Source organism: Neobacillus sp. S1115 (assembly GCF_055385565.1).
Genome location: NZ_AP038275.1, coordinates 5,125,918 through 5,150,675, shown reverse-complemented (window position 1 = coordinate 5,150,675; position 24,758 = coordinate 5,125,918). Strand labels below are relative to the sequence as shown.

At 42.0% G+C, this 24,758-nt stretch carries 29 protein-coding genes; 26 read left to right on the top strand and 3 right to left on the bottom strand.

What is annotated here, in order from left to right:
- The first annotated feature begins 252 nt into the window (after positions 1 to 252).
- The 10 genes from ACZ5B7_RS25315 to kapD all read left to right on the top strand — a co-directional run bounded on the left by ACZ5B7_RS25315 (position 253) and on the right by kapD (position 7,469).
- A complete protein-coding gene (locus tag ACZ5B7_RS25315) occupies positions 253 to 1,470 on the top strand; it encodes an NAD(P)/FAD-dependent oxidoreductase (protein WP_464491395.1) in 1,218 nt (405 codons plus the stop codon).
- Positions 1,471 to 1,554: 84 nt separating this feature from the next.
- Positions 1,555 to 2,046, top strand: coding sequence for an NUDIX domain-containing protein (locus tag ACZ5B7_RS25310; protein WP_423799465.1), 492 nt, complete (start codon positions 1,555 to 1,557; stop codon positions 2,044 to 2,046).
- A 155-nt stretch (positions 2,047 to 2,201) separates the two neighbouring features.
- Positions 2,202 to 2,330, top strand: a complete 129-nt coding sequence (locus ACZ5B7_RS25305) for a YuiA family protein (protein ID WP_213144354.1) — start codon at positions 2,202 to 2,204, stop codon at positions 2,328 to 2,330.
- A gap of 135 nt (positions 2,331 to 2,465) precedes the next feature.
- Positions 2,466 to 2,789: a YuiB family protein gene (locus tag ACZ5B7_RS25300; RefSeq protein WP_464491394.1), complete on the top strand. Its 324-nt coding sequence runs from the start codon at positions 2,466 to 2,468 to the stop codon at positions 2,787 to 2,789.
- 120 nt (positions 2,790 to 2,909) lie between these two features.
- Entirely contained in the window at positions 2,910 to 3,518 is a 609-nt protein-coding gene (locus ACZ5B7_RS25295) for a 3D domain-containing protein (RefSeq protein WP_464491393.1), read from the top strand.
- A gap of 361 nt (positions 3,519 to 3,879) precedes the next feature.
- Positions 3,880 to 4,257 (top strand): DUF309 domain-containing protein, encoded by a 378-nt coding sequence (locus ACZ5B7_RS25290; protein WP_213117866.1) that lies wholly within the window; start codon positions 3,880 to 3,882, stop codon positions 4,255 to 4,257.
- A 65-nt stretch (positions 4,258 to 4,322) separates the two neighbouring features.
- Positions 4,323 to 5,831 carry a leucyl aminopeptidase gene (locus ACZ5B7_RS25285; RefSeq protein WP_464491392.1) on the top strand — a complete coding sequence of 503 codons (1,509 nt, stop codon included), beginning with the start codon at positions 4,323 to 4,325 and terminating at the stop codon, positions 5,829 to 5,831.
- A gap of 101 nt (positions 5,832 to 5,932) precedes the next feature.
- Positions 5,933 to 6,178, top strand: coding sequence for a hypothetical protein (locus ACZ5B7_RS25280; RefSeq protein WP_464491391.1), 246 nt, complete (start codon positions 5,933 to 5,935; stop codon positions 6,176 to 6,178).
- A gap of 116 nt (positions 6,179 to 6,294) precedes the next feature.
- Positions 6,295 to 6,675 (top strand): hotdog fold thioesterase, encoded by a 381-nt coding sequence (locus ACZ5B7_RS25275; RefSeq protein ID WP_464491390.1) that lies wholly within the window; start codon positions 6,295 to 6,297, stop codon positions 6,673 to 6,675.
- A gap of 170 nt (positions 6,676 to 6,845) precedes the next feature.
- Positions 6,846 to 7,469, top strand: a complete 624-nt coding sequence (kapD, locus tag ACZ5B7_RS25270; RefSeq protein WP_464494568.1) for a 3'-5' exonuclease KapD — start codon at positions 6,846 to 6,848, stop codon at positions 7,467 to 7,469.
- Between the two features lie 36 nt (positions 7,470 to 7,505).
- Here kapD and kapB read toward each other — a convergent pair whose 3' ends face one another.
- Positions 7,506 to 7,886: a kinase-associated lipoprotein KapB gene (kapB, locus tag ACZ5B7_RS25265; protein WP_464491389.1), complete on the bottom strand. Its 381-nt coding sequence runs from the start codon at positions 7,884 to 7,886 to the stop codon at positions 7,506 to 7,508.
- A 127-nt stretch (positions 7,887 to 8,013) separates the two neighbouring features.
- Between kapB and ACZ5B7_RS25260 the strand changes: the two genes are divergently transcribed.
- The 7 genes from ACZ5B7_RS25260 (at position 8,014) to ACZ5B7_RS25230 (ending at position 13,525) form a co-directional block, all read left to right on the top strand.
- Complete coding sequence (locus ACZ5B7_RS25260; protein ID WP_423799460.1) at positions 8,014 to 8,754, top strand: peptidylprolyl isomerase; 741 nt, start codon at positions 8,014 to 8,016, stop codon at positions 8,752 to 8,754.
- 79 nt (positions 8,755 to 8,833) lie between these two features.
- Positions 8,834 to 9,043 (top strand): hypothetical protein, encoded by a 210-nt coding sequence (locus ACZ5B7_RS25255; protein ID WP_217032069.1) that lies wholly within the window; start codon positions 8,834 to 8,836, stop codon positions 9,041 to 9,043.
- A 99-nt stretch (positions 9,044 to 9,142) separates the two neighbouring features.
- Positions 9,143 to 9,697 carry a superoxide dismutase family protein gene (locus ACZ5B7_RS25250; RefSeq protein WP_464491388.1) on the top strand — a complete coding sequence of 185 codons (555 nt, stop codon included), beginning with the start codon at positions 9,143 to 9,145 and terminating at the stop codon, positions 9,695 to 9,697.
- Positions 9,698 to 9,847: 150 nt separating this feature from the next.
- Positions 9,848 to 10,177, top strand: a complete 330-nt coding sequence (locus tag ACZ5B7_RS25245) for a hypothetical protein (RefSeq protein WP_464491387.1) — start codon at positions 9,848 to 9,850, stop codon at positions 10,175 to 10,177.
- A gap of 134 nt (positions 10,178 to 10,311) precedes the next feature.
- Positions 10,312 to 11,514, top strand: coding sequence for an alanyl-tRNA editing protein (locus tag ACZ5B7_RS25240; protein ID WP_464494567.1), 1,203 nt, complete (start codon positions 10,312 to 10,314; stop codon positions 11,512 to 11,514).
- Positions 11,515 to 11,661: 147 nt separating this feature from the next.
- The gene (gene gndA / locus ACZ5B7_RS25235) at positions 11,662 to 13,074 is read left to right on the top strand and encodes an NADP-dependent phosphogluconate dehydrogenase (protein WP_464491386.1); all 1,413 of its coding nucleotides are present in this window, start codon (positions 11,662 to 11,664) and stop codon (positions 13,072 to 13,074) included.
- A 73-nt stretch (positions 13,075 to 13,147) separates the two neighbouring features.
- Positions 13,148 to 13,525 carry a PH domain-containing protein gene (locus tag ACZ5B7_RS25230; RefSeq protein WP_423799456.1) on the top strand — a complete coding sequence of 126 codons (378 nt, stop codon included), beginning with the start codon at positions 13,148 to 13,150 and terminating at the stop codon, positions 13,523 to 13,525.
- Positions 13,526 to 13,599: 74 nt separating this feature from the next.
- Here the strand turns inward: ACZ5B7_RS25230 and ACZ5B7_RS25225 are convergent, their stop codons facing one another.
- A complete protein-coding gene (locus ACZ5B7_RS25225) occupies positions 13,600 to 14,763 on the bottom strand; it encodes a MalY/PatB family protein (protein ID WP_464491385.1) in 1,164 nt (387 codons plus the stop codon).
- Positions 14,764 to 14,855: 92 nt separating this feature from the next.
- On the opposite strand from ACZ5B7_RS25225, the gene ACZ5B7_RS25220 reads away from it, so the two are divergent.
- Positions 14,856 to 15,119 carry a DUF1871 family protein gene (locus ACZ5B7_RS25220; protein WP_464491384.1) on the top strand — a complete coding sequence of 88 codons (264 nt, stop codon included), beginning with the start codon at positions 14,856 to 14,858 and terminating at the stop codon, positions 15,117 to 15,119.
- A gap of 139 nt (positions 15,120 to 15,258) precedes the next feature.
- On the opposite strand, the gene ACZ5B7_RS25215 is transcribed toward ACZ5B7_RS25220, so the two are convergent.
- Positions 15,259 to 15,480, bottom strand: a complete 222-nt coding sequence (locus ACZ5B7_RS25215) for a helix-turn-helix domain-containing protein (protein ID WP_423799453.1) — start codon at positions 15,478 to 15,480, stop codon at positions 15,259 to 15,261.
- A 229-nt stretch (positions 15,481 to 15,709) separates the two neighbouring features.
- Between ACZ5B7_RS25215 and yugI the strand changes: the two genes are divergently transcribed.
- From yugI to ACZ5B7_RS25175, 8 genes are all read left to right on the top strand, one after another.
- Positions 15,710 to 16,108 carry a S1 domain-containing post-transcriptional regulator GSP13 gene (gene yugI, locus ACZ5B7_RS25210; RefSeq protein ID WP_423799452.1) on the top strand — a complete coding sequence of 133 codons (399 nt, stop codon included), beginning with the start codon at positions 15,710 to 15,712 and terminating at the stop codon, positions 16,106 to 16,108.
- A 181-nt stretch (positions 16,109 to 16,289) separates the two neighbouring features.
- Positions 16,290 to 17,489: an ornithine--oxo-acid transaminase gene (locus tag ACZ5B7_RS25205; protein ID WP_464491383.1), complete on the top strand. Its 1,200-nt coding sequence runs from the start codon at positions 16,290 to 16,292 to the stop codon at positions 17,487 to 17,489.
- Between the two features lie 79 nt (positions 17,490 to 17,568).
- Positions 17,569 to 18,840 (top strand): Glu/Leu/Phe/Val family dehydrogenase, encoded by a 1,272-nt coding sequence (locus ACZ5B7_RS25200; protein WP_464491382.1) that lies wholly within the window; start codon positions 17,569 to 17,571, stop codon positions 18,838 to 18,840.
- A gap of 124 nt (positions 18,841 to 18,964) precedes the next feature.
- Positions 18,965 to 20,128 carry an iron-containing alcohol dehydrogenase gene (locus ACZ5B7_RS25195; RefSeq protein ID WP_464491381.1) on the top strand — a complete coding sequence of 388 codons (1,164 nt, stop codon included), beginning with the start codon at positions 18,965 to 18,967 and terminating at the stop codon, positions 20,126 to 20,128.
- Positions 20,129 to 20,324: 196 nt separating this feature from the next.
- The gene (locus ACZ5B7_RS25190) at positions 20,325 to 21,674 is read left to right on the top strand and encodes a glucose-6-phosphate isomerase (RefSeq protein WP_464491380.1); all 1,350 of its coding nucleotides are present in this window, start codon (positions 20,325 to 20,327) and stop codon (positions 21,672 to 21,674) included.
- 211 nt (positions 21,675 to 21,885) lie between these two features.
- Positions 21,886 to 22,293, top strand: coding sequence for a YugN-like family protein (locus ACZ5B7_RS25185; RefSeq protein ID WP_464491379.1), 408 nt, complete (start codon positions 21,886 to 21,888; stop codon positions 22,291 to 22,293).
- A gap of 183 nt (positions 22,294 to 22,476) precedes the next feature.
- Entirely contained in the window at positions 22,477 to 22,641 is a 165-nt protein-coding gene (locus tag ACZ5B7_RS25180; RefSeq protein WP_464491378.1) for a Spo0E family sporulation regulatory protein-aspartic acid phosphatase, read from the top strand.
- Between the two features lie 434 nt (positions 22,642 to 23,075).
- Positions 23,076 to 24,749: a DUF6044 family protein gene (locus tag ACZ5B7_RS25175; protein ID WP_464491377.1), complete on the top strand. Its 1,674-nt coding sequence runs from the start codon at positions 23,076 to 23,078 to the stop codon at positions 24,747 to 24,749.
- Positions 24,750 to 24,758: the final 9 nt, after the last annotated feature.

Sequence of the window (24,758 nt, the reverse complement as noted above, 5' to 3'; positions counted from 1 at the left end):
TTGTGGATATATTGTTAAGATTTTGTGACAAAACAGGTACAATTTTTTATGAAATGTCTTGCTCTGTTTTTCACAAAATAGCATTTGTTTGGATTCCCAAACTTTATGTTTGCTAGGTTCTTTATTTTTATCCTCGTTCGTGAATTATATCACATACATTTTCCAGTAAACCAAAATAATAATCGACAAAGCTGTGGAAGATAAGAAAAAGAGGATTTATTAAAATATTTTATAAGGGTGGAAGTGATTGCGTTGAGAAAGCCTAAAATTGTTATTCTCGGAGCGGGCTACGGCGGGCTGATGACGACTGTACGCTTGCAAAAGCACCTTGGTGTTAACGAAGCGGATATTGTCTTAGTGAACAAAAATGATTACCACTATGAAACCACTTGGCTGCATGAGGCTTCAGCCGGTACATTGCACCACGACAAGGTTCGTTATGATATTCGCGATGTCATTGATCGCAGCAAGGTTGACTTTGTTCAAAGTACCGTTGTTGAGATTAAGAAGGATGAAAAGAAAGTTATTTTAGAGAACGGCGAAGTGGAATATGATTATCTTGTGATTGCACTTGGCGGAGAGCCTGAAACCTTCGGCATCAAAGGTTTGAAGGAATATGCTTTCGGTATTACGAATGTAAATTCCTCCCGTTTGCTTCGTGAGCATATGGAATATCAATTTGCCACTTACAATATGGAAGAGGAAAAGGATGATACACGCTTGACAATTGTTGTCGGCGGCGCTGGTTTCACAGGAATCGAGTTTCTTGGAGAATTGACCAATCGTGTTCCGGAATTATGTCATGAATACGATGTGGATCAGCATAAAGTGAAAATTATCTGTGTGGAAGCTGCACCAACTGTACTGCCTGGATTTGATCCTGAATTAGTAAAGTATGCTGTATCACAATTGGAGCGTAAGGGTGTTGAATTCTTAATCGGAACGGCAATTAAGGAGTGCACGCCTGAAGGGATTTTTGTTGCAAAAGGTGAAGATGAGCCTCGTGAAATCAAAGCGGGTACTGTTGTTTGGGCGGCCGGTGTCCGCGGAAACTCCGTTATCGAAAAGTCCGGTTTCGAAGCAATGAGAGGGCGTGTCAAAGTTCAACCTGATTTAAGAGTTCCTGGCTTCAATGATGTCTTCATTCTTGGCGACAGCTCGCTGGTTATTAATGATGAAATCAACCGCCCATATCCGCCGACTGCGCAGATAGCGATGCAGCAGGGTGAAGTGTGTGCACGTAATATTGCTGCACTTGTACGCAATAAGCAGGACCTTGAAGAGTTCAAGTTTGATAATAAAGGTACTGTCTGCTCTCTTGGTGAGGATGACGCTATTGGAGTTGTTTTTGGTAAGAAAATAACAGGGGCAAGTGCTTCTTTCATGAAGAAAGTAGTCGATAACCGTTCTCTTTATATGATTGGCGGAGCTGGTCTTGTATTGAAAAAAGGTAAATTTAATATCTTTTAATAAATCTCCGTAACAAAAAAAGGACAGGGCAGCCCTGTCCTTTTTTTGTTAGAATAGTTTTAAAAGCTTATAAGGGGGAAAATTATGAGCAGTCGGGAAAAACGCGGGAAGGTCTGGCTGGCTGTTTCCGGATTAGTTCAATCCGATGCGGGGGAATGGCTGGTAGTTAAAAAAAGGTATGGCGGGTTAAAAGGCAAGTGGTCCCTCCCTGCAGGCTTTGTGGAAGAAGGTGAGACGGCAGATGAAGCCGTGCTTCGAGAGGTGAAGGAAGAAACGGGAATTGCTTGTACCGTTAAAGGACTGATTGGGCTGCGTACGGGTGTTATTAAAAGTGAAATTAGTGATAACATGCTGCTTTTTTTACTTGAACCAGTCGGGAAAATGGACATTACCCATCAGGAATATGAATTATACGAAGCTAGATTTATGGCGCCGGAAGAACTGCTAAAGGAAAAGGAAGCCTCGATTCTTTTGGAGTATCTGATTGGGCAAAAGGATTTGCTTGAGAAGCCTATTATTAACGGCATAAATCCTGGTGACCAGTTTGGTTATACCGCTTATAAACTATTTTTATAATTTTTTGAAAATTTACGTCACACTTAGAAAATGAAAGAAAACGGTAGGTGTATCCGTTTTCTTCCGTCCGAATTGCCTGAATTTCGCTCTTTCCTTTTATTTGAATACTTGGTATATTATCAGAAAATTAAGTTAATAGAAAAGGGATGATGATAATGACAGTTCAAAGTGTTGACACAAAAACCTGTGATTATTGTTCCGGAAACGGCTATTTTCAATTGGTTCTCGGCGGAAGCGAAACCTGCGCAAGCTGCGGCGGTACTGGCAAGAAAGTTGAAAAATAACCGTTCCTAGGAAAAAAGGCAAACCCAGTTCTTCGAAAACTCGAAGGGCTATTTTTTTGCGTCCAAAATGCTGTTAATATTGACTCCCACATGGACATTGAGTACACTATATGTTGATGCAAAGGGGGAGTTTCAATGCAAATGAGCATTGTTGTCTTGATTATTTCAATTGTACTGTTTTTTGTGTTGTTTTTTGGAATTGGCTTTATTCTTAATATGCTTTTAAGAATGTCGTGGATTATGGCTGTCATTTATCCGATTGTCGCCATTTTTATCATAGATAAAGTCTCGTTTTTTGAATATTTCACCAATAGCAAAGCTGCCTTTTTAGACTTAGGACATAGACTAGGCTCCTTAGCAACTGCGGATGTCCTTATTTTATCTAGTGGTTTGGCAGGGGCAATTGCCGCAGGTCTTACTATCAAATTCTTAAGAAAAAATGGATATCAAATGTTTTAGACCTTCTCTTATATGAAGGTCTTTTTTAATATAAAATTTAATTGGTAATTTTTTTCACTTCTTTTTTGAATAATTCATTCCTACTTGGGAATGAATATTTTGGGAGGAGTGAAAAAGAGAATGAATAAAATGAAAAATTGGACGAAACGATTTGCTATGATTATTTTGTTCTTTTTGGCATTATTCGCGACGTTCCAATCTATTTCAGGTTTACCTGTGCAGACTATGTTTTTTCATTTAGTTAAAGCCGTTTCGGTAAGCGAGACAGTTACCGCGCCTGCCCAAACACTGGAAAATTCCATCGATTGGTCCCAATACCCTAAACATACGGTGACAGCAACCGGCTATACGGCAGGGGCAGAATCCACCGGGAAAAATCAGGGCCACCCCGAATATGGAATCACTTATTCCGGTGTTAAGGTAAAGCGTGATTTGTTTTCCACCATTGCAGCCGACCTAACTGTTTTTCCAATTGGAACCGTCCTTTTTATTCCAGGGTATGGGTATGGAGTGGTCGCTGATAAAGGCGGCGCTATTAAGGGAAATCGTTTGGACCTTTATTATGAAACAGTTGAGGATGTTTACAGCCATTGGGGCAAGAAAACGGTCGATGTATATATTGTTCAAAAAGGAAATGGCAAACTGACTGAGGAACAGCTGCAAGCATTAAATGAAGATAAATCCCTGCAGGTCTTCAGGCAGCAATATACAAGCTCAGAAAAAAAATAACAGGCCCTGTGCCTGTTCAGAATGTCGAGAAAGGGTATTTTTCTCGGCATTTTTTTATTTTGTCTAGATCTAAATTATTGTTTTTTTATTAATTGATTTTTTTCTGCAAACCGGCCTGTTGATTTACGCTCCGGGCACTCGCTTTCCGCGGGGAGGTCCTGGAGCCTCCTCGGCGCTATGGCGCCTGCGGGGTCTCCAGTGACCTCTATATCCCGCAGGAGTCGAGTGCCCTACTCTCCAATCAACAGACATGTTGAAAAGCTTAAATATAAGAACAGGCCTGTGCCTGTTTTAGGTTTTTGTGGAATTCTTAAAAACTATCTAATAAAATGATTAAAAAGGCTTAGGGGCAGGTGGTTTTATGGATTATCCAATCGAGTATTATGAGTTTTTTGTCAGTTTTAATGAAGGGGATTATTACACTTGCCACGACCTGCTCGAGGAAATGTGGCTGATTGATCGGGATAATCTTTTTTTAAAAGGATTATTGCAAATGAGTGTGGCCATTTATCACTATGAGTACGGAAATGTGAAGGGAGCCAGGCCTATGATGGCGACAGCCCACCGCTACCTGCAGGCATACCGTCCCAAGTTTTGGGGGCTGGACTTGGAAAAAGTCTATCCATTTATTGAACAATGCTTGGCTTTATTTCCTCAAGACATAGACAGTGTCCCGTTTGAACAGGTGGGGGAATTGCCAAAGCTGCCGCAGTTGTTTTTGTATTTGGAGGATGTTTAGAGTATCGAAATAAATTGCCTGATTCGGTATAATGGATTCGAATCAAAAAGCGGAGGTCGATTAAAATGTTTGATGTAAAAAAAGAATTCGATTTATCAGCAGAGCATGAAAGCTTAGTTATAGGTCTATTGGATAAACCGGAGAAGTTTTCCGGACTGCTGGCGAACTTGGATGAGGCTTTTGATGGGCAGTTGACAGAACTCGTCAAAGCAGGGGATCTCTCGGCAAAGCTAAATAAAATTAACAAAGTACATAGCTTCGGCAAAATCGGTTCCAAGCGGCTTTGGATTGTCGGTCTTGGCAAAGAAAAGGAACTATCCTTTGATAAATTGCGGAAGGCTTTTGGACGTCTGTTCAAAGAGTTAAAGGCGGGCAAGCAGACAGAAGCGTCCGTATATTTGGATTCTTTCATAAGCGAAAAGGTAGATGGACCGGATGCTGCTCATGCGCTAAGTGAGGCATATGCTCTAGCCACTTATCAGTTCGATGGCTATAAGCAAAAATCAAATGAACCTGAGAAGAAGCTTGAACAGCTAACAATTTGTTGTAACAGTGTTGATGAGGGGGAAATATTAGCCTCATTAACGGTTGGATATGCCTTTGGCAAGGGAACCAATTCAGCCCGCACGCTCGTTAACACTCCAGGTAATATGCTGACTGCTACTGATATGGCTGATTATGCTGTAGAACTCGCTAAAAAGTACGATTTTGAGGCAGAAATCCTCGATAAAGCTGAGATTGAAAAATTGGGTATGGGGGCTTTCCTCGCTGTCAATAAAGGGTCTGTAGAGCCGCCGAAAATGATTGTTTTAAAATATCAAGGTAAAGAAGAATGGAAGGATGTCATCGGCCTTGTTGGAAAAGGGATCACTTTTGATACCGGAGGCTACTCCATTAAAACGAAAGCAGGCATCGTTGGAATGAAATCTGACATGGGCGGTGCAGCCGCTGTTCTTGGTGCCATGGAAATTATCGGCGAACTTAGACCAGAGCAGAATGTTGTGGCTGTTATCCCATCAACGGACAATATGATTAGCGGAAATGCCTTTAAGCCGGATGATGTAATTACTTCTATGAGCGGGAAAACAATTGAAGTTTTAAATACAGATGCGGAAGGCCGGCTCGTCCTTGCTGATGCGGTAACCTATGCAAAGCATCATGGAGCCGAGTACTTGGTGGATGTTGCTACCCTGACAGGAGGTGTTATTACTGCCCTTGGTTTAAACACCACAGGCGCTATGACAAATCATGAGACGTTATATGAGCAGGTATTGGAAGCCTCGATGGAAGCAGGCGAGCAGATGTGGCAGCTGCCTCTGTTTGAAAGTGAAAAGGAACGGGTCAGGAACAGTAAAGTGGCTGACCTTAACAATTCTCCAGGCAGCGAAGGTCATGCCATTGTTGCTGGAGCGTTTATCGGCGAATTTGCTGAAAATACACCCTGGGTTCATTTGGACATTGCTGGGACAGCGACGACATCAAAATCCCATGACCTTGGCCCTGCCGGGGCAACAGGCGTCATGACCAGAACGCTCGCCCTTTTTGTTGAACGCTTTGAGCCTATTGAAAAATAGGAAAGGGGCTTGCCATAGACTAAGCCCGCCCACTCCAAACCAGTTATCCTTGCATATGAAATAGTATAGGCAAGTATAAAGGAAAAGGAGGAAAGGCCTTCATGTACCCATATTATCGAAATCCATACCCGGTCCAGGATCAAAGGTTTATTGGAGGATGGGGATGGGGCTTGCCGTTGGCTATTGGCGGGCTTAGTTTTTTAGGAGGTTTGATTGGCGGTGGATTAGGGGCTTCTTGGGCTGTTAGACCGCCGTTCTATGGTGGTTTTGGCTACCCTGGCATTGGCTATCCGGGCATTGGCTACCCTGGCATTGGCTACCCTGGTTTTGGTGCACCTTATTATTAATATTTGAAAAAGCAGCTCTGCGCGGGCTGTTTTTTCTTTTAAAAAAATATAAAGGAAATTGTTCGAAAAACGAGAATAGGTTAATGTGGACCAAATACATATCGGAGGGAAAATACATGATAGAAAATACATTATTACAAGCACTTGGAATTGAAGTCACCCACCTTGAAAAGGGAAAAGTTATTGCCACTATGCCGGTTGATGAACGCACCCGCCAGCCATTTGGAATTTTGCACGGCGGAGCATCAGTTGCCTTGGCGGAAACGGTGGCAAGTGTGGGTGCCTATGAGTTAGTTGACCATGAGACAGAGGTTGTCGCTGGACTTGAAATTAATGCCAATCATGTCCGCTCCAAACATGAGGGAGTGGTTACGGCTGTCGGAACTGTCCTGCACCAAGGGAGAACGACACAGGTTTGGGATATTAAACTTACTGATGAACAGGACCGCCTTATTTGCGTATCAAGGTGCACGATGGCTGTCATTAAAAAGAAATAGTCATAAGTGGGGATGGGGGATAATTCCCGTCCTTTTTTACCATATTGTACAAAAATTTAAAAAATTTACTTCAAATTCATGCTATAATGTAAGAAATGAGCACAATTTTTTGTACAGGTATCGTTATATAATGTAATAAGACGACTTAAATGGAAAGGTGGGTGAAAGTGATGAAGGCAGCGCGGCAGCATTTGTTTATTGATTTTGAATTTACAATGCCTGAACGGAATGTTCGAGTGAAGGACTTTTTTGCGGAAATTATTGAGGTCGGAATTGTTGCGGTAGTGGACGATCATATTACCGAGCAGTTTTCCTCTTTTGTTACACCGCTTAAATTTCCAAGATTAACCGAACGCTGCAAGTCCTTCTTACATATTACGCAGCAGCAAGTGGACACGGGGTTATCCTTTTATGAGTTTATCCGAAAGCTCGAGGAGTTTAATAAAAATAAATTGGATACCACCATTGTTACATGGGGAAATATGGATATGAAGGTACTTCGCCAGAATTGTTTAGCGGCAGGCGTTGTGTTTCCATTCCATGCCGCAGAATTAGATTTATCGATGGAGTATAAACGATTCTTCGGTGATCAAAATCAAACCGGTCTTTGGAAAGCGGTCCAGGAATATGGGAAGGAAGGGACAGGCAGGCACCACCGGGCCCTGGATGATGCGTTGACTACCTATAATATATTCAAGTTGGTAGAAAAGGATAAACGTTATTTAGAGAAGCCAAAACCAACGACCATTGGTGATCGTATTGATTTTTCAAAGTTCTTAAATGAATTCGCATAAAAGGCCAAATCACCTTAATGGATTTGGCCTTTACTATTACTTAAAATAATCCTTTTCAAGGGAATCCAACATGTTCAGGCTCATTTCGGCCCATTTGGTTTGCATCTCCTCTAGTTCGTTTCTCATTTTTCCACATGCTTCCTTCAGTGATGATAAATATTCAGGTACGTCTCCTTCGAATGGTTTGACCATTTGTTTCAGAATATTCGCCTGTTCCCGATGTGCCAGGGCCCGTCTTTCATGAAATATCATAACATCAGCATCCTTAGGATTATGTAAATCCCCCTGCATCGGGTGCTTGGCAACCGCCAAAACCCTTACCAAATAGGCTTGTGGTCTTACATCCGTGATTTCCCCGATATATTTTCCAGTCTTATAAATCCCCGTTACAATCGTTCCTAGTTCTAATTCTGACACAATAAAACACTCCTAACTCTAAATTCATTCTTTTGCTTCTTCCATTTTATTATGAAAAATAATAAATTAAAAACATGATGCAAAAAATTTAATCTCGTTTAAAGCGAGAGAATGGAGGAAAGCTAATATGAGAAGGAATGTACATATCTTTATTTTATTTTTAATCATGGTTGTTCTATTGGCCGCATGTGGGACAAGCAGTAAGACGGAAGAAAGTAAATCGGACACTGCCGCGCCAAAAACTGAACAGAAGAAAGGAGAGCAGCAAGTGGGAAATACAGTTTATCCACAGCTTACAACAGAAGTAGCTGAGAATGAACGGCTCGTGGAAATGGAAACTTCAATGGGGAATATCAAAATCAAATTATTTCCGGAGTACGCTCCAAAAGCAGTCGAAAATTTTGTAAAACATAGCGAGGCTGGTTATTATGACGGCCTGATTTTTCATAGGGTCATTAAGGACTTCATGATTCAAGGCGGAGACCCGAACGGGAATGGGACAGGCGGCCAAAGTATTTGGGGTAAGCCGTTTGAGGATGAGTTCTCGAAAAACCTGTTTAACTTGCGCGGGGCGTTGTCAATGGCAAACGCAGGTGCCAATACGAACGGAAGCCAGTTTTTTATCGTTCAAAGCACTAAGCTTGATCCATCGATGAAGTCACAAATGGAAAAGGCCGGTTATCCGAAAGAAATAATTGAGGCATATGCAGAGAATGGCGGGACTCCATGGCTCGACTTTAAGCACACTGTTTTTGGACAAGTGGTCGAGGGAATGGATATCGTTGACAAAATTTCCGATTCAAAGGTTGATGCAAAGGACAAGCCGGAAACAGATGTTGTGATTAAGCATGTTAAGATTCTAAAATAGGAGAATAAAAAATTGGTCTGAAACATCATTTATTGTATAATTAGGCTTTAGACAGGTCTCTGTAGAAAGGGAGATTAATATGTTTCAGCCATTTATTCTATCCTTGTTTTTATACTTCCCGGAAGATAAATCAGAATATATCCCAGCTGTCATCAGCTTTGCGATTTTCTTTGTGGCAGCCATACTTACGTTTCGCTTTATCATAAAGATTTCAAAGCGGGAAGCGCTGAAGGCAAAAGAATTAGAGAAACAGCTTGAACAAAATAACACTTCACAAAAGAACAGCTAAAATAGGCCGTTCTTTTTCTTTTTGGCACAGCGGGAATAGGACAATATTCGATTGTTCATACTAATCGCAAATTGTCTATTGTGGGGGGGATCCATAAATATGAAAAAACTTTGCCTGTTTATTCCGCTCCTGTTTCTGTCGGGATGTATGGAAAAGACGATTACAAAAGTGAATGTGGAAATGTATAATGCTTCAGGAGACTCGCTTGGAACGCTTGAATTGGCTGAGCAGTCAAGCGGGGTGAAATTGACTGGAAGCCTAAAGGGCCTGACGCCGGGTGTACATGCTATTCATATCCATGAAAAAGGCACATGCAAAGCACCCGATTTTAAATCGGCAGGGAACCATTTTAACCCGGAAAGCAAAGAACATGGCCTCCTTCATCCCAAAGGTGCCCATGCCGGCGATTTGCCGAATTTAATTGTTGAGGATGACGGATCTGCGAAAGTAGACCTGATGGCCCAGAATGCGACGCTAAAGGATGGGAAGAAATCCTTGTTCACAAAGGAAGGTACCTCCATTGTCGTAACCCAGAAAAAAGATGATGGTATGACGCAGCCGGCAGGCAATTCTGGAAAAAGAGTCTCCTGTGGGGAGATTTCCAATGATAAACAGAAACCGGGCCAAAAGAAAGCTCAGGATGAAAAAAAATAGTTGAAAAACTTTTCTTTGGAAAACAGGCTGAAAAGGTTAGGCTGTTTGCTTAAAGGGGGAACAGCCTTTTTTTATGAGAATAGGTATCTATCTATGCTTATCCCACTATTTGTACATACACTACCATGAAATAGTTTAGGAGGGATAAGGATGAGCAAGAGACAAATGGGTGGATTTCCAGGTCAGTTTGGACCAATGGGGTCTCCGCAAATGACAGGATTTCCACAAATGGGCGGTTTTCCACAGCAAGGATTCCCGCAAATGGGCGGCGTTCCACAGCAATACTACCCGCATATGATGGGCGGTTACCACGGCTATCCACAAATGGGCGGTTTTCCACAGCAAGGGTTCCCACAAATGGGCGGTTTTCCACAGCAAGGGTTCCCACAAATGGGGGGTTTTCCACAACAAGGATTCCCGCAAATGGGCGGTTTTCCACAGATGACTACTCCTACTGGCACGAGAAAAGAAAAAAAATAATCCCTCAATGAAATTAATACGAACTTAATCATTTTTGCCTGTTCCTTTATGGAGCAGGTTTTTCTCTGGCTTGATTAATTTATCATTTTTTTCCACAATGAGTATAGTGAAATTCTTCGGAGGCGAGATTTATGATGAAAAATAAATTGTACTATACTGACTCGTACATAAAATCCTTTACAGCGGAAGTTGTAAAGCATGAACAGGATTCTTCAGGCAATTGGTTCGTTGTGTTATCACAGACTGCTTTTTACCCGACCGGCGGCGGACAGCCTTTTGATACAGGCTTGATAGAAGGAGTCAAAGTGGTCAATGTGGAGGAAGTCGATGGTGAAATTCGCCATTGCCTTGAGGTCCCATTACCCTTGGATAAAATAGAAGTAAGCGGGAAGATTGATTGGGAGCGGCGGTTTGACCATATGCAGCAGCATGCCGGCCAACATATATTGTCCGCGGCGTTTGAGCATTTATTTGAGTATAAAACTGTTGGTTTTCACCTAGGTAATGAAACCCTCACGATTGACTTGGATACGGACCATTTAACCGAATTAGAAGCAGAAAAAGCCGAGGAATTGGCCAATCAAATTATTTTAGAAAATAGACCGGTTGAAACAAAATGGGTGACCGAGAAGGAATTATCTCAATACCCTTTACGAAAAGAGACGAAGGTTAAGGAAGATATCCGCCTCGTTATCATTCCGGATTTTGATTATAACGGCTGCGGCGGGACGCATCCGAAAGGAACAGGTGAGGTAAGGGCAATTAAGATTTTAGATTGGGAAAGACAGAAGAAAAAGGTCCGCCTTCAATTTGTCTGTGGTGAACGTGTCCTGAAGCAGTTTTCTCAGAAACAAAAGGTGTTGCTGAGCTTAACAAACCTTCTTAATACACCAGAACCAGAGATGGAACAAGCTGCCATTCGGCTACTGGAAGACAGGAAGGCAATGGAGAAGGAACTGGAGCAGCAGCAAGGGCTCCTACTAAAATATGAAGCTAAAGAGCTTCTGGGCAAGACCTCATCCGCTGGTGTTATTGGTGAAGTATTCCAAAACCGTTCGATTCAGGAACTGCAAAAGCTGGCAAGGCTTGTGACTGGCGAAAATGATGCAACGGTGGTTGTGCTGGCAGCAGAAAATGAAGACCGGCTCCAGCTAGTATGTGCTAGGGGGGCGTCCCGAACCGAAAAGATGAATAAGTTGATTCAAAGCGGACTGGAACTCATGAACGGCAAAGGCGGGGGCAATGACTCCTTCGCCCAAGGCGGCGGTGCCCCTCAAGTTTCAAGCGAAGTGCTTTTGCAGCATATACTAGATTCACTAAAAGTGGCATCCACATAAATTAAAAAATTTGGATGAACATCCCTTCTCAGTGAATACTAAAATTGAATTTTCTAAATTAGTGTATTAGAGTTGTTTGAAATATTTTTTCGTTTATAATAAAAAATGGTGAAATATTTTTTAAGCATCTTGAAGGGATGATTTAGATTGGCAAAACAACAAGTGGGCGTTGTAGGAGTCGGAGTGATGGGGAGAAGTTTGGCATTGAATTTTGAAAGCAAGGGTTTCTCCGTGTCTATCTACGACCTATCTGCCGAGAAAGTAAACGAAATATTAGAGCAGCATAAAGATAAAAACATTACCGGAACCACAAACATCGGGGAATTTATCCAATCGTTGGAAACACCTCGGAAGATTTTGTTGATGGTGAATGCCGGTGTGATTACGGATAAGGCAATTGAATCACTCGTTCCACATTTGGAGCAAGGGGATATCCTTATTGATGGTGGGAACAGCTATTATCAGGATACGATTCGCAGGAATGCGGCGCTTGCGGACAAAGGGATTCTTTTCATTGGTGCCGGAGTTTCTGGAGGAGAAGAAGGGGCATTAACGGGTCCTTCCATCATGCCGAGCGGTCAAAAAGAAGCATACGAGCACGTAGGGCCGCTGCTTACAGCAATTTCGGCACAGGTAGATGGTGAGCCGTGCTGTACATACATAGGACCAGATGGAGCGGGACACTTTGTCAAAATGGTACACAATGGCATCGAGTATGGGGATATCCAGCTTATTTGTGAAACTTACCATCTTATGAAATCAATGCTGGGCTTGTCCGCAAAAGAACTTCATGAAGTTTTTCATGAATGGAACCAAGGAGAGCTAGACAGCTACCTTATCGAAATTACTGCGGATATTTTTACAAAAATCGACCCTGACACCGGCAAGCCCTTAGTTGACGTCATTCTTGATACGGCCGGACAAAAGGGAACGGGAAAATGGACCAGTCAAAGTGCGCTTGAATTAGGTGTGCCGTTATCAACGATTACTGAATCGGTCTTTGCGCGGTTTATCTCAGCTATGAAGGATGAACGTATGAAAGCCAGCAAAATTTTAAGTGGGCCGCGCGAGAATAAGTTTGTTGGAAACAAGCAGGATTTTATTGAGCACATCAGAAAAACTTTATATTTTAGTAAAATCATTTCCTACGCACAAGGATTCAGTCAATATCAATCGGCCTCCAAGGAGTATAAATGGGACCTGAAGCCAGGTGAAATTGCAAAGATTTTCCGGGGAGGCTGCATTATTCGAGCGGCATTTCTGCAAAATATCATGGATGCTTATGACCGCGATCCGCATTTGGAAAATTTATTGTTGGATTCTTATTTTCAGTCGATTACCGCTGATTATCAAGAGTCTGCTAGGGAAGTGGTGGCAACTGCCGTAAAGATTGGAATTCCAGTTCCAGGATTGTCAAGTGCCGTTGCCTACTATGATAGCTACCGTTCAGCGGTATTGCCTGCCAACCTGCTGCAGGCGCAAAGGGATTATTTTGGAGCCCATACTTATCAGCGAGTCGATAAGGAAGGAACCTTCCATACCGACTGGCTGGAAATCTAGAAAAACTCACAGTATCTCTGTGAGTTTTCTTGTATACTTAAATGAGATAAGTTGGAAGAATGGGGGATTATTGATGGGATTTTTGGATGGCTTAATGGGTAACGCTTCGGAAGTAAATGTTGCAGAAATTCAAAAGGAATTTGCAAAGGTGCTGGCGCCGAATGAACAAATTGAGAAGGCGTATAAGCTGATTCGCGACTTGTTCCTCTTTACAAACAAGCGCTTGATTTTAGTGGACAAGCAAGGTTTAACAGGAAAGAAAGTCGAGTATCATTCGATTCCTTATAAGAGTATTACTCATTTTAGCATTGAAACGGCCGGGAATTTTGATTTGGATGCAGAACTAAAAATTTGGGTTTCTGGCAGCGCCCTGCCCTTGCAAAAACAATTTAACAAAAATTTAAATATCTATGAACTGCAAAGCGTATTGGCTGAATATGTACTAAAATAAAAAAATCCTGTCCCTGCTGAATTACGTGTGGGGCCAGGATTTCTTTTATTTAGCTATAGTCGGCGAGTTTTCATTTATTCAAATGCTTTTTTCAGCCGCTTCAATCCTTCGATTAAATCATCCATTGGGCAGGCGATGTTCATGCGGACGAAGCCTTCGCCGCCTGGCCCGTATTTTGGGCCGGGCTCGAGCGCCAGTTTTCCTTTTTGGAGGAGGCGCTGCCTAAGTTCCTTATCGCTAAGTCCAAGCTTTCGGCAATCCAGCCAAAGCAGATAGGTTCCTTCCGAGTCGATGCAAGTAATTTCAGGCAGATGCTTCTTAAGATAGGAAATTGCGAAATCTTTATTACTCTGAAGATAATCAAGCAAATCTTCGAGCCAAGCCTCGCCTTCACGATAGGCAGCTTCCATCCCGGTAATGCCAAAAGTATTCAGTGAAAAGGACCCCTGCCTCCTCATTGTTTCCTGGAATTGAGTACGCAAGGTCTCATTTTTGATTACAACAGCGGAAGCGTGCAGACCGGCAAGATTGAAGGTTTTGCTGGGGGCAATAAAAGTAATCACCTTTTCAGCTATTTCCTCATTCAGTGACGCAATCGGTATATGCTTATGCTTTTTATAGACGAGATCGGAATGTATTTCATCAGAAAGAATAAGACAGTTATACTTTAAACAGAGTTTAGCCATTTTCTCAAGCTCTTCCTTGGTCCAAACTCTTCCTCCAGGGTTATGCGGACTGCACAGCAAAAAGAGCTTGCAGCCTCGCTTTAAAGCATTTTCAAAAGCGGTAAAGTCAATCCTGTACCTATCTTCATCAAGAATAAGCGGTGCATTGATAATCTTTCGGTTGTTTTTTTCGATCATATCGAAAAAAGGTGTATACACTGGTGATTGGAGCAGTACCTGATCGCCCTCTTCGGTAAACGTTTGAATCGCCGTGCTGATTGCCTGTACTACGCCGCCGCAATACAGAAGCCAATTCGGCTCAATACTCCACTGATGCCTTTTCAAAAGCCATTCTGCTATCGCTTGAGATGTGGAGGGAGGTACAAATGTATAGCCGAAAATACCGTGCTCCACCCGCTCCTTTATTGCCGTGATGACAGCCTGTGGCGGCTTGAAATCCATATCTGCAACCCACATCGGCCACAGGTCCTCTTCTCCAAAAAGCTGCTTTGTTGCCTCCCATTTAACTGAGGAGGTATTCCTCCGGTTAATTCTTTCATTAAATATTGACATCTTTGTCCCACCACCCGAAATATTTTTATAGTACCTATCTCTTATGATAAAATATTTTAAGCAAAATGGAAAAGTAATAGGAGATTTTTAAGATGAGAAAAGAGATTCAAACAAATTTGAAGATCGTTGATTTATTGAATGAATGGAACCCATTTCAGTTGACAAACGCCAGTTATGAAACAGAGATTGCGGATGTGATTCAGGCTGTCCATGAATTAGATGAACCTGCCAAGCTGGCAAGGAAAATCCAAAGCATTTATGAATTTTCTTTTGAGAGAATCATTCCGTTGGAGAACTGCTTGAAAATGGCGGAAGAACTTTTAACCATTAAATCCAATGATTCATGTTCGATCTAACAAAAAAAGCGGACCAACTGTTAGGCGGTCCGCTCAAAAAGGGGGGGAATACTAGAAAGCTTATGTTATCATAATTTCCACATTTTCCCCTTTATATACATTGATAAATAAAAAAAGCGGATATTTCCGCTTTTTTTTATCAATCATTCACAGATGGTTCTTTATGGTTTTTTAAAAGCTCCGCGGCCGGAATATCGAGAACAGTAGATAGTTTTAAAATCGTTTGAGAGCTTGGCATTTGTTCCCCTGACTCATAATTCTCAATCGTTTGAGTCCCTACTCTAACCTTTTGTGCAAGTTCCTCCTGGGTCATGTGGCGTCTTTCACGGGCCTCTTTAATAATATGACCGATTGAATTCATACTGTTCACCCCTATTTTTGGATAGTTTGCTGTCTATTATTATATCATGGTAACAATCCTTTTTTTTAATCTCATTGCAAAATAATGTTACGATATTCTGACAATTTGAAAATATTGAAGAATTTGTTTATTTTTTGGAAAATAGTTTTTGATTATGACTAACTGATGTGATATAATTTTATAATGCGTATAAAAGGGATATATAATTTATTTACTTAGGAGTGTTTTCATGTCAGGAAAAATTGAAACCGGTAGTATTATAACAGGTAAAGTAACAGGTATTCAACCATATGGAGCATTTGTTGCTTTGGACGGAAATACACAGGGTCTTGTTCATATTTCTGAAATCACGCACGGATATGTGAAGGATATAAACGACCATTTAAAAGTAGGCGACGAAATAAAGGTTAAAGTTTTGTCGGTAGATGAAGGGGCTGGAAAAATTGGCCTTTCCATCAAAGCTACAGAAGAAGCACCAGTTCAACAAGCGGCACGCCCTAAAAAGCCGCGTAAGCGCCAGGCTGCTGCCATTATCCAAGAAGGCGATGGACAGCAAGGATTCAATACATTAAAAGAAAAGCTTCAGGAATGGATTGACCAATCTTCACGAGAAGAAATTAAAAAATAGTATTTTTAAAGCCTAGACTCAGCATATAAAGGGTCTAGGCTTTATTTTTTCTGTTAACCGTCGCTATTGATTCTTTTAAAGAAGAATATAAAAATTTTTGTGAACAAATTCATTCTTTTATCATGCTGGGCTACAATAAAGATGTATCTAACTAAATTGCCTGAAAACGGAGGATTCATAAATGCCTGCAAATATAAATTCGCAAGAAATTATTGAAAAAACCGAGAAGTATGGCGCTCATAATTATCATCCCCTGCCAATCGTGATTCATAAGGCCGAAGGAGTTTGGGTGGAAGACCCGGAAGGCAATAAATATATGGATATGCTAAGCGCCTATTCAGCGGTCAATCAAGGCCACCGCCACCCCAAAATTATTCAAGCGTTAAAGGAACAGGCCGATAGGGTAACGCTGACTTCCCGTGCTTTCCATAACGATCAGCTTGGACCTTGGTACGAAAAAATTTGTAAAATGACAAACAAAGAAATGGCTCTCCCAATGAATACAGGTGCTGAAGCTGTGGAAACTGCTGTGAAAGCAGCAAGGCGCTGGGGCTATGATGTCAAAAAGATTCCTGATAACCAAGCTGAAATCATCGGCTGCGTCGGAAACTTCCATGGCAGAACGATGCTTGCAGTTTCTTTGTCTTCTGACGACGAATACAAACGTGGTTTTGGCCCGATGCTTCCAGGGATTAAACTAGTTCCATACGGCGATATTGAGTCTTTAAAGTCGGCGATTACACCTAACACTGCGGCTTTCTTAATTGAACCAATTCAAGGTGAAGCGGGAATTATTATCCCGCCTGAAGGATATATCAAGGCAGCATATGACCTTTGTAAGGAAAATAATGTTCTGTTCATTGCCGACGAAATTCAAGCAGGCCTGGCACGGACAGGAAAGATGTTCGCCTGTGAATGGGAAGGCATTGAACCGGATATGTATATCCTCGGAAAAGCACTTGGCGGGGGCGTATTCCCAATCTCCTGCGTTGTGGCCAATAACGAGATTTTAGGAGTCTTCAATCCGGGCTCACACGGGTCCACTTTTGGCGGAAATCCGATGGCATGCGCAGTATCAATCGCAGCACTCGACGTTCTTCAAGAAGAAAAACTTGCGGAAAGGTCATTGGAATTGGGAAAATATTTCGTTAAGAAACTAAGGGAAATCCAGAATCCAAAAATAAAAGAAATTCGCGGGCGAGGCCTGTTTATTGGTATGGAACTCTCTGAACCTGCTAGAAAATATTGCGAGCAATTAAAAGATGAGGGTCTTTTGTGTAAAGAAACCCATGACAACGTCATTCGCTATGCTCCACCGCTGGTCATTACAAAAGAAGAACTCGACTGGGCAATTGAACGAATTCAAAAGATATTAGGATAACGACTTTCATTCATGAAAGCAGCGGGGCCTTAGCCCTGCTAAACGTATGGGGATTTTTTGATATAGTAGGGGTGCAGTGATGGGGAATACGGTTGGAGATGGAAAGGAAAAAGAGACATTAAGCCTGCTTACATCTACACAAATGGTCTTTCGCGAAGTATTAGATAAACTTGGGTTTAAACCGGAGATGTTTGATTTGCTGTCTGAGCCAATGAAGTCGCTCATTGTGAGAATTCCAGTGAGGATGGATGATGGATCGACACAAATTTTTACAGGCTTCCGGGCCCAGCATAATGATGCCCTTGGGCCAACAATCGGGGGAATCCGATTTCATCCCCGCGTTTGTGAAGATGATATAAAGGCATTGGCAATTTGGATGAGTTTAAAATGCGGGATTGCCGGTCTCCCTTTCGGAGGAGGAAAAGGGGGAGTCCTTTGTAATCCAAGAACCATGTCAATGGGAGAACTTGAACGGTTAAGCCGCGGTTATGTACGGGCAATCAGCCAAATAGTCGGGCCGACAAAAGATATTCCGGCACCGGATATTTACACGAATGCCCAGATTATGGCATGGATGCTTGATGAATATAGCAAGCTTAAACAGTATGGTTCAGCTGCATTCATTACTGGAAAGCCGCTCGTGCTCGGGGGTTCAGAAGGCCGTGATATAGCCGGAGCATTGGGGGCAGCAATCTGCATTGAAGAAGCAGCCGAAAAACAGGGGATAAGACTTAAGGGAGCCCGGGTCATCATTCAAGGGTTCGGCAATGCCGGAGGCTTTATTGCCAAGTTTCTGCATGAAGCAGGAGCAGATATTATCGGAATTTCGGATGTATATGGTGCCCTATATGACCCGGACGGCTTAAATATAGAGTACCTTCTTAAACGGCGTGACAGCTTTGGGACGATATCAACTCTTTTTGACGGTGCCATTACAAATGAAGAACTACTGGAGCAGGACTGTGATATATTGATTCCTGCTGCTGTCTCCAATCAAATTACGGCAGAAAATGCACATGCCATAAAAGCAAGGCTTGTGGCTGAAGTGGCCAACGGGCCAACGACCATTAAGGCAACCAGAATCCTTACTGAGCGTGGCATTTTTCTGGTGCCCGATGTTTTAACTGGGGCCGGGGGTGTAATTGTATCTTATTTTGAATGGGTTCAAAATAAACAAGGATACTATTGGGGCAGAGAAGAAATCCTGGATAAACTGCGAGAAAGAATTGTCCAATCCTTTACCACGGTCTATAACTTGTCGCAAAGTCGAAATATTAATATGCGTTTGGCTGCCTATATGACGGGAATCCAAAAAATGGCCGAGGCATCTATTTATAGAGGATGGGTTTAAATGAAAATAGGAATGCCCGCCTGCAGGCGGGCATTCCTTTGTCCCCATGGTTATGCAGGTCGCCAACTTTGCAAAAAAACTTAATATCCTTAATAATAAAGAATGGAAGGGAGTGTTCAAAAAAATGGATAATTTTATTTTTCAAAATCCAACCAAATTAATTTTTGGAAAAGATCAGCTTCAACAACTAAAAGTAGAAGTTCCGCGCTATGGAAAAAAGGTCCTGCTAGTTTATGGGGGCGGAAGCATCAAGCGTACTGGTCTCTATGACAAGGTCGTGACAATTCTAAATGAGATTGGGGCAGAGGTATTTGAACTTCCTGGAGTAGAACCCAACCCACGTATAACAACGGCCCGAAAAGGGGTAGAAATCTGCAAAACAGAAGGAATAGACTTCATTTTGGCCGTAGGCGGCGGAAGTGTAATTGATTGCAGCAAATTAATCGCTGCCGGAGCGAAATATGACGGCGATGCCTGGGATATAGTCATTAAAAAGGCATTTGCTAAGGAAGCGCTTCCGTTCGGTACCGTCCTGACACTGGCCGCAACCGGTTCGGAAATGAATGCGGGTTCCGTCATCACAAATTGGGAAACAAATGAAAAATACGGCTGGGGAAGTGCAGTAACATTTCCGAAATTCTCTATTCTTGATCCAGTTCATACTTATTCCGTTCCAAAAAATCAAACCATATATGGGATTGTCGACATGATGTCCCACGTTCTTGAACATTATTTCCATCTTACTGAGGAAACGGATTTTCAGGACCGCATGTGCGAATCTCTGTTAATTACAGTTATGGAAACAGCACCAAAATTGCTGGAAGACCTTGAGAATTATGATCACCGGGCAACCATTCTTTATTGCGGCACCATGGCTTTAAACGGTATTTTAAATATGGGCTACCGCGGCGATTGGGCAACCCATAATTTAGAGCACGCAGTGTCGGCAGTTTATGACATTCCGCATGGCGGCGGCCTTGCGATTCTTTTCCCTCATTGGATGGAGCACAATCTTAAAGTCAAGCCTGAGCGTTTCAAGCAGCTTGCCGAACGGGTTCTTGGCGTTAATTCTGAAGGAAAAAGCGCTGAGGAAGCAGGCCTTGAAGGTATTCGTAAGCTGCGGGAGTACTGGAACAGCATCGGTGCCCCTGCTCGTTTAGCTGATTATGACATCGATGAAAGTAAGCTTGACCTGATGGCAGACCGTGCGATGGCCAACGGGGAATTTGGCAGCTTTACCAAATTGAATAGAGAAGATTGCTTGGCGATTTATCGTGCAGCATTATAAGAAGAGTGGCTCGGGCATACTGCCCGGGCCTTTTTCTGCGGGCAAAACGCAAAAATAAAAGCAAAAGACGAAAAATGTCCAATTTTGTAAAAAAATCATCAAAATTGGGTACGCTTACAACAGGGGGCTTTCCTTGCTAATCCACCCCTTATTCGATAAAGTGATTTATGAAATATAAAATAATGGAGGATCATGCATGACACATGTTCGTTTTGATTACTCAAAAGCTCTCTCCTTCTTTGGAGAACATGAACTTACATACTTAAGGGATGCTGTTAAAGTTGCCCACCATTCCCTGCATGAAAAAACCGGAGCTGGCAGTGACTTTTTAGGGTGGATTGACCTGCCAACTAATTATGACAAAGAGGAATTTGCCCGGATCCAAAAAGCAGCTGAAAAAATCAAGACAGATTCCGATGTTCTGCTTGTTATCGGGATTGGCGGCTCTTATTTAGGAGCAAGAGCTGCAGTTGAAATGCTTCAGCACAGCTTTTACAATGCCCTGCCAAAAGACAAGCGAAAGACCCCGCAAATTATTTTTACGGGTAATAATATCAGCTCTTCTTATATGCGGGATATTATGGACCTTCTTGAAAATAAGGATTTCTCGATTAACGTGATTTCCAAATCCGGAACAACCACAGAACCGGCGATTGCTTTCCGTATTTTCCGTAAACTACTCGAAGAAAAATACGGTGTGGATGAAGCCCGCAAGCGAATTTATGCGACAACCGATAAAGCGAGAGGAGCTTTGAAAACACTTTCGAATGAAGAAGGCTATGAAACCTTTGTCATTCCTGATGATGTCGGTGGCCGCTATTCCGTGTTAACAGCTGTCGGCTTGCTGCCAATCGCTGCGAGCGGAGCGGATATTGTGAAAATGATGGATGGGGCTGCGAAAGCTCAAGAGGACTATAGCCATTCAGAGCTTGAGGACAACCAGGCTTATCAATATGCTGCCGTCAGAAACGTTCTCTATAATAAAGGTAAAACCATTGAAATGCTGATAAATTATGAGCCAGGGCTGCAATATTTCTCAGAATGGTGGAAGCAGCTGTTCGGAGAAAGTGAAGGAAAAGACCAAAAGGGCATCTATCCTTCATCGGCTAATTTTTCAACGGATCTTCATTCACTTGGTCAATATGTGCAGGAAGGGCGCCGTGACCTATTTGAAACCATCATCAAGGTAGAAAATCCACGTCACGAGATGACTATTGAGAAATTTGATAACGACCTTGATGGACTTAATTATTTAGCAGGTCAAACTGTGGATTTCGTTAATAACAAGGCATTTGAAGGAACAATGCTTGCCCATACCGATGGAGGCGTTCCGAATTTAATTGTATCGATCCCGGCAATGGATGAGTATACATTTGGCTATCTTGTCTATTTCTTTGAAAAGGCATGTGCCATGAGCGGTTACCTGCTTGGCGTCAACCCATTTGATCAGCCTGGTGTGGAAGCCTATAAAGTGAATATGTTTGCTCTTTTAGGCAAGCCTGGTTTTGAGGAGAAAAAGGCGGAACTGGAAAAGCGTTTGAAATAATGATTATTTGGAGTGCTGATTTAATCTACAGCACTCTTTTTTAGCTAATAAGGAATAATAAAATTTTTCCAAATTTTAATATTCCTTAACGCATAAATTCAACTACGCCTCATGAACCGTCCTATCGGACTTGCCAATCGGCGAGTTTTCATTTACTGAAATTTCTTCAAACGGGAATACTAACCTTAATGCTTAAAAGGGGTGATATGTTATGAAGGAATTGCCGTCTAAAGTTGAAGGAAAACAGTTTGATTTGTATAAGCTTGAGCAAAAGTTAAAACCCATCGGCTATTCGATTGGTGGGAATTGGGACTATGACCATGGTTCCTTTGATTACAAAATAGATGATCAAGATGGCTATCAATTTTTAAGGCTGCCTTTTACAGCGATTGATGGCAGCCTTGACAAAAATGGCTGCACGGTCGAACTTGGCAGACCGTTTCTGCTTGCTCATCAATATGAAGCAGGGGTTGATGTGCAAGGAACTTCCGGTAACTTTTCCGGTTCCTTTAATCAGTTCCAAGAGCCAACCGACAAAGATGCCAGTCTTTCAGATCATGCCTTGAACGCAGGGCAATCACTTGTAGCGGAACTGGAATCCGTATTGTTAACAGATTAGGCTTTGCTTAATAGGGAGAGGAGGAGGTGAAGACTGCCTCTCTCCTTAACACCAAGAATTCATGTTCACAAAATCTTCACAAAATGAACTATCTTTTTGGCATTAAGGTACTTGTATATATCTAGGAAAACTTGTAAATTATGTTTAATACTATTGTTATATTATGAAATTGAGGGTTGGAGCATGATGACGAGCGAGAATTCTTTGTTATCCATTATTGAAAAAACGAGGCAGGAAATGATTGAATTAGCTCATCTTTATGGGTACTCCAATCCTAATGTAGTCCAATGCAGTCAGCAGCTGGACCAACTTTTAAATACATATGACCGGAAAACTGTAAAACATTAATACACGAAAAAACCTTCCATTTGACGGAAGGCTCTGGCTGTCGGAAAACCTTCGATAGCCTTTTTTATTCTTTTTCTTTAATGATTCACCGCTGCTTTAATTTATTATCATATTTTTAATATAAAGGCTATGAAACAGGTCTGTTGATTTGCGCTACAGGCGCTTCGCTTTCCGCGGGCGTGCCGGGGAGCCTCCCCGCGGAAAGCGAATGCCCGGAGCGGAAATCAACAGGCCCACTAGCAGGGACAAAAAATAGATATTGATGTTTAGATTCTGAGAAGTAAAAAATTGCCGAAAAAAAATACTCTTACCAGACAATCTAATCCTTCCAATTGACGGAAGGTTTTTTTTATGGAATAATTTCCAGCCGAAATGCAAAGTTTAAAAGGGAATATGGAACTATTTACAATCATGTTTTTGAGGTGCAAAAAGTGATGATGGAAACAAAAAAAGAGCGAAGATATATCATCTTTGCCTTGCTTGTTTTAGCAGTCTATCTTTCTCCGTTATTTATCCTTCAGGAAAATGCTCATATTCGGGTTCACGATAATTTGGACTCTAACATCGCCTGGTATAAGGTCTTGGCAAGGAGCGGCGAAATATTTGGCGGTGTTGAGGGGGCAGTTCCGCAAATTATTAATGGGCTCCTTTCAAGGAATGCCTTTGGAACGGAGTACAGTGTCATTGTTTGGCTTCATTCTTTGCTGCCAACGATGACGGCCTATGCGTTGAGTCAGGCATTAACGAGAGTTACTGCATTTTTAGGGATGTATTTGCTGTTAAAAAATCATTTTCTTCCTGATGGGCGCTGGCTTTCATTAAACATTGCCGCGGCCCTGGCCTTTGCCCTGACGCCGTTTTGGCCATCTGGGATGTTGAGTACATTAGGGATGCCGCTTGCTCTGTGGGCGTTTTTAAATATCCGCAGCGGTAAAGGTTCTTTAAAGGATTATGCGGTGTTAACCTTCCTGCCTTTTTACGCCAGCATCGTTTTGGGTTTTTTCTTTTTCTTAAGTGCGATGGGAGTTTTTTGGCTGGTAGATTGTCTTCGTAAAAAGGACTGGAACCTTCCCTTCTTGTTTGCGATTGTTTATATGACATTTGTGTTTGCAATCGTTGAGTATCGTTTAGTCTATTCTTTTTTATTTAAAGGCGAACCGAACAGCCGCGACGAATATTTCCATGCGCACCTTCCCTTTTGGCGTGCTGTCCGGCTCACCTTTAAAAATTATCTACTGGGACACACCCATGTAATGACCGTGCATACTTTAATCATCCTGCCCGCTACTTTTATCGCCTTTTATTTTATTGTTTCAAAAAAGCTGTGGAGGCAGGAAAGAATCTTTGTTTTTCTATTTGCCCTAAATTTCCTATTGTCGTTATGGTATGCGTTCTGGTTTTATGAAGGCTGGCTGCCTTTGACGGAAAAATTCCACTTTATGGATACCTTTAATTTTGCCCGTTATCATTTTTTACGGCCGATGGTGATCTATGCAAGCTTTGCGTTAGCTCTAAAAATCATCACCATGCAAGGAATCAATTGGGCGAAAACAGCCCAGTGTTTGGCGGTCATGCAGCTTCTGGTGCTGGGATTTTTCAATGATGAAATCATTTACCGCGATAAACCGACAGTGAAACAGTTTTATGCCGAAGATTTATTTACGGAAATTAAAGATTATATTGCGCTGCCTCAGGAGGAGTATCGAGTCGCAAGTATTGGCATCCATCCGGCAATCGCCCAGTTTAATGGGTTTTACACACTTGATACCTATAATAATTTTTATCCATTAAGCTACAAACATCAATTTAGGAAAATAATTGAAAAGGAATTGGCTAAAAATAAAACCATTCAAAAGTATTTCGACCAATGGGGCGGGCGCTGCTATATTTATACGGCACAGCTTGGAAAGAGATATATGATAAAAAAAGATTCGAAGAGGCATCTGAAAAATTTGGAATTAAACACGGCTGTTTTTAAGGAAATGGGCGGGCGTTATATTTTTTCGGCTATCCCGATCGATAACGCTGCTAAAAATAAGCTGACACTTGAAAAGGTGTTTGTCACCAAAACGTCTGCCTGGAAAATTTACTTGTATAAGACATTTTAACATCGGGGG

What these genes read in the sequence shown, in the direction of transcription:
- ACZ5B7_RS25310 (WP_423799465.1), top strand. Translation starts at nt 1,555, where the DNA reads ATGAGCAGTCGGGAAAAACGCGGGAAGGTCTGGCTGGCTGTTTCCGGA.
- ACZ5B7_RS25305 (WP_213144354.1), top strand. Translation starts at nt 2,202, where the DNA reads ATGACAGTTCAAAGTGTTGACACAAAAACCTGTGATTATTGTTCCGGA.
- ACZ5B7_RS25300 (WP_464491394.1), top strand. Translation starts at nt 2,466, where the DNA reads ATGCAAATGAGCATTGTTGTCTTGATTATTTCAATTGTACTGTTTTTT.
- ACZ5B7_RS25295 (WP_464491393.1), top strand. Translation starts at nt 2,910, where the DNA reads ATGAATAAAATGAAAAATTGGACGAAACGATTTGCTATGATTATTTTG.
- ACZ5B7_RS25290 (WP_213117866.1), top strand. Translation starts at nt 3,880, where the DNA reads ATGGATTATCCAATCGAGTATTATGAGTTTTTTGTCAGTTTTAATGAA.
- ACZ5B7_RS25285 (WP_464491392.1), top strand. Translation starts at nt 4,323, where the DNA reads ATGTTTGATGTAAAAAAAGAATTCGATTTATCAGCAGAGCATGAAAGC.
- ACZ5B7_RS25280 (WP_464491391.1), top strand. Translation starts at nt 5,933, where the DNA reads ATGTACCCATATTATCGAAATCCATACCCGGTCCAGGATCAAAGGTTT.
- ACZ5B7_RS25275 (WP_464491390.1), top strand. Translation starts at nt 6,295, where the DNA reads ATGATAGAAAATACATTATTACAAGCACTTGGAATTGAAGTCACCCAC.
- kapD (WP_464494568.1), top strand. Translation starts at nt 6,846, where the DNA reads ATGAAGGCAGCGCGGCAGCATTTGTTTATTGATTTTGAATTTACAATG.
- ACZ5B7_RS25260 (WP_423799460.1), top strand. Translation starts at nt 8,014, where the DNA reads ATGAGAAGGAATGTACATATCTTTATTTTATTTTTAATCATGGTTGTT.
- ACZ5B7_RS25255 (WP_217032069.1), top strand. Translation starts at nt 8,834, where the DNA reads ATGTTTCAGCCATTTATTCTATCCTTGTTTTTATACTTCCCGGAAGAT.
- ACZ5B7_RS25250 (WP_464491388.1), top strand. Translation starts at nt 9,143, where the DNA reads ATGAAAAAACTTTGCCTGTTTATTCCGCTCCTGTTTCTGTCGGGATGT.
- ACZ5B7_RS25245 (WP_464491387.1), top strand. Translation starts at nt 9,848, where the DNA reads ATGAGCAAGAGACAAATGGGTGGATTTCCAGGTCAGTTTGGACCAATG.
- ACZ5B7_RS25240 (WP_464494567.1), top strand. Translation starts at nt 10,312, where the DNA reads ATGAAAAATAAATTGTACTATACTGACTCGTACATAAAATCCTTTACA.
- ACZ5B7_RS25230 (WP_423799456.1), top strand. Translation starts at nt 13,148, where the DNA reads ATGGGATTTTTGGATGGCTTAATGGGTAACGCTTCGGAAGTAAATGTT.
- ACZ5B7_RS25225 (WP_464491385.1), bottom strand. Translation starts at nt 14,763, where the DNA reads ATGTCAATATTTAATGAAAGAATTAACCGGAGGAATACCTCCTCAGTT.
- ACZ5B7_RS25220 (WP_464491384.1), top strand. Translation starts at nt 14,856, where the DNA reads ATGAGAAAAGAGATTCAAACAAATTTGAAGATCGTTGATTTATTGAAT.
- ACZ5B7_RS25215 (WP_423799453.1), bottom strand. Translation starts at nt 15,480, where the DNA reads ATGAATTCAATCGGTCATATTATTAAAGAGGCCCGTGAAAGACGCCAC.
- yugI (WP_423799452.1), top strand. Translation starts at nt 15,710, where the DNA reads ATGTCAGGAAAAATTGAAACCGGTAGTATTATAACAGGTAAAGTAACA.
- ACZ5B7_RS25205 (WP_464491383.1), top strand. Translation starts at nt 16,290, where the DNA reads ATGCCTGCAAATATAAATTCGCAAGAAATTATTGAAAAAACCGAGAAG.
- ACZ5B7_RS25200 (WP_464491382.1), top strand. Translation starts at nt 17,569, where the DNA reads ATGGGGAATACGGTTGGAGATGGAAAGGAAAAAGAGACATTAAGCCTG.
- ACZ5B7_RS25195 (WP_464491381.1), top strand. Translation starts at nt 18,965, where the DNA reads ATGGATAATTTTATTTTTCAAAATCCAACCAAATTAATTTTTGGAAAA.
- ACZ5B7_RS25190 (WP_464491380.1), top strand. Translation starts at nt 20,325, where the DNA reads ATGACACATGTTCGTTTTGATTACTCAAAAGCTCTCTCCTTCTTTGGA.
- ACZ5B7_RS25185 (WP_464491379.1), top strand. Translation starts at nt 21,886, where the DNA reads ATGAAGGAATTGCCGTCTAAAGTTGAAGGAAAACAGTTTGATTTGTAT.
- ACZ5B7_RS25180 (WP_464491378.1), top strand. Translation starts at nt 22,477, where the DNA reads ATGATGACGAGCGAGAATTCTTTGTTATCCATTATTGAAAAAACGAGG.
- ACZ5B7_RS25175 (WP_464491377.1), top strand. Translation starts at nt 23,076, where the DNA reads ATGATGGAAACAAAAAAAGAGCGAAGATATATCATCTTTGCCTTGCTT.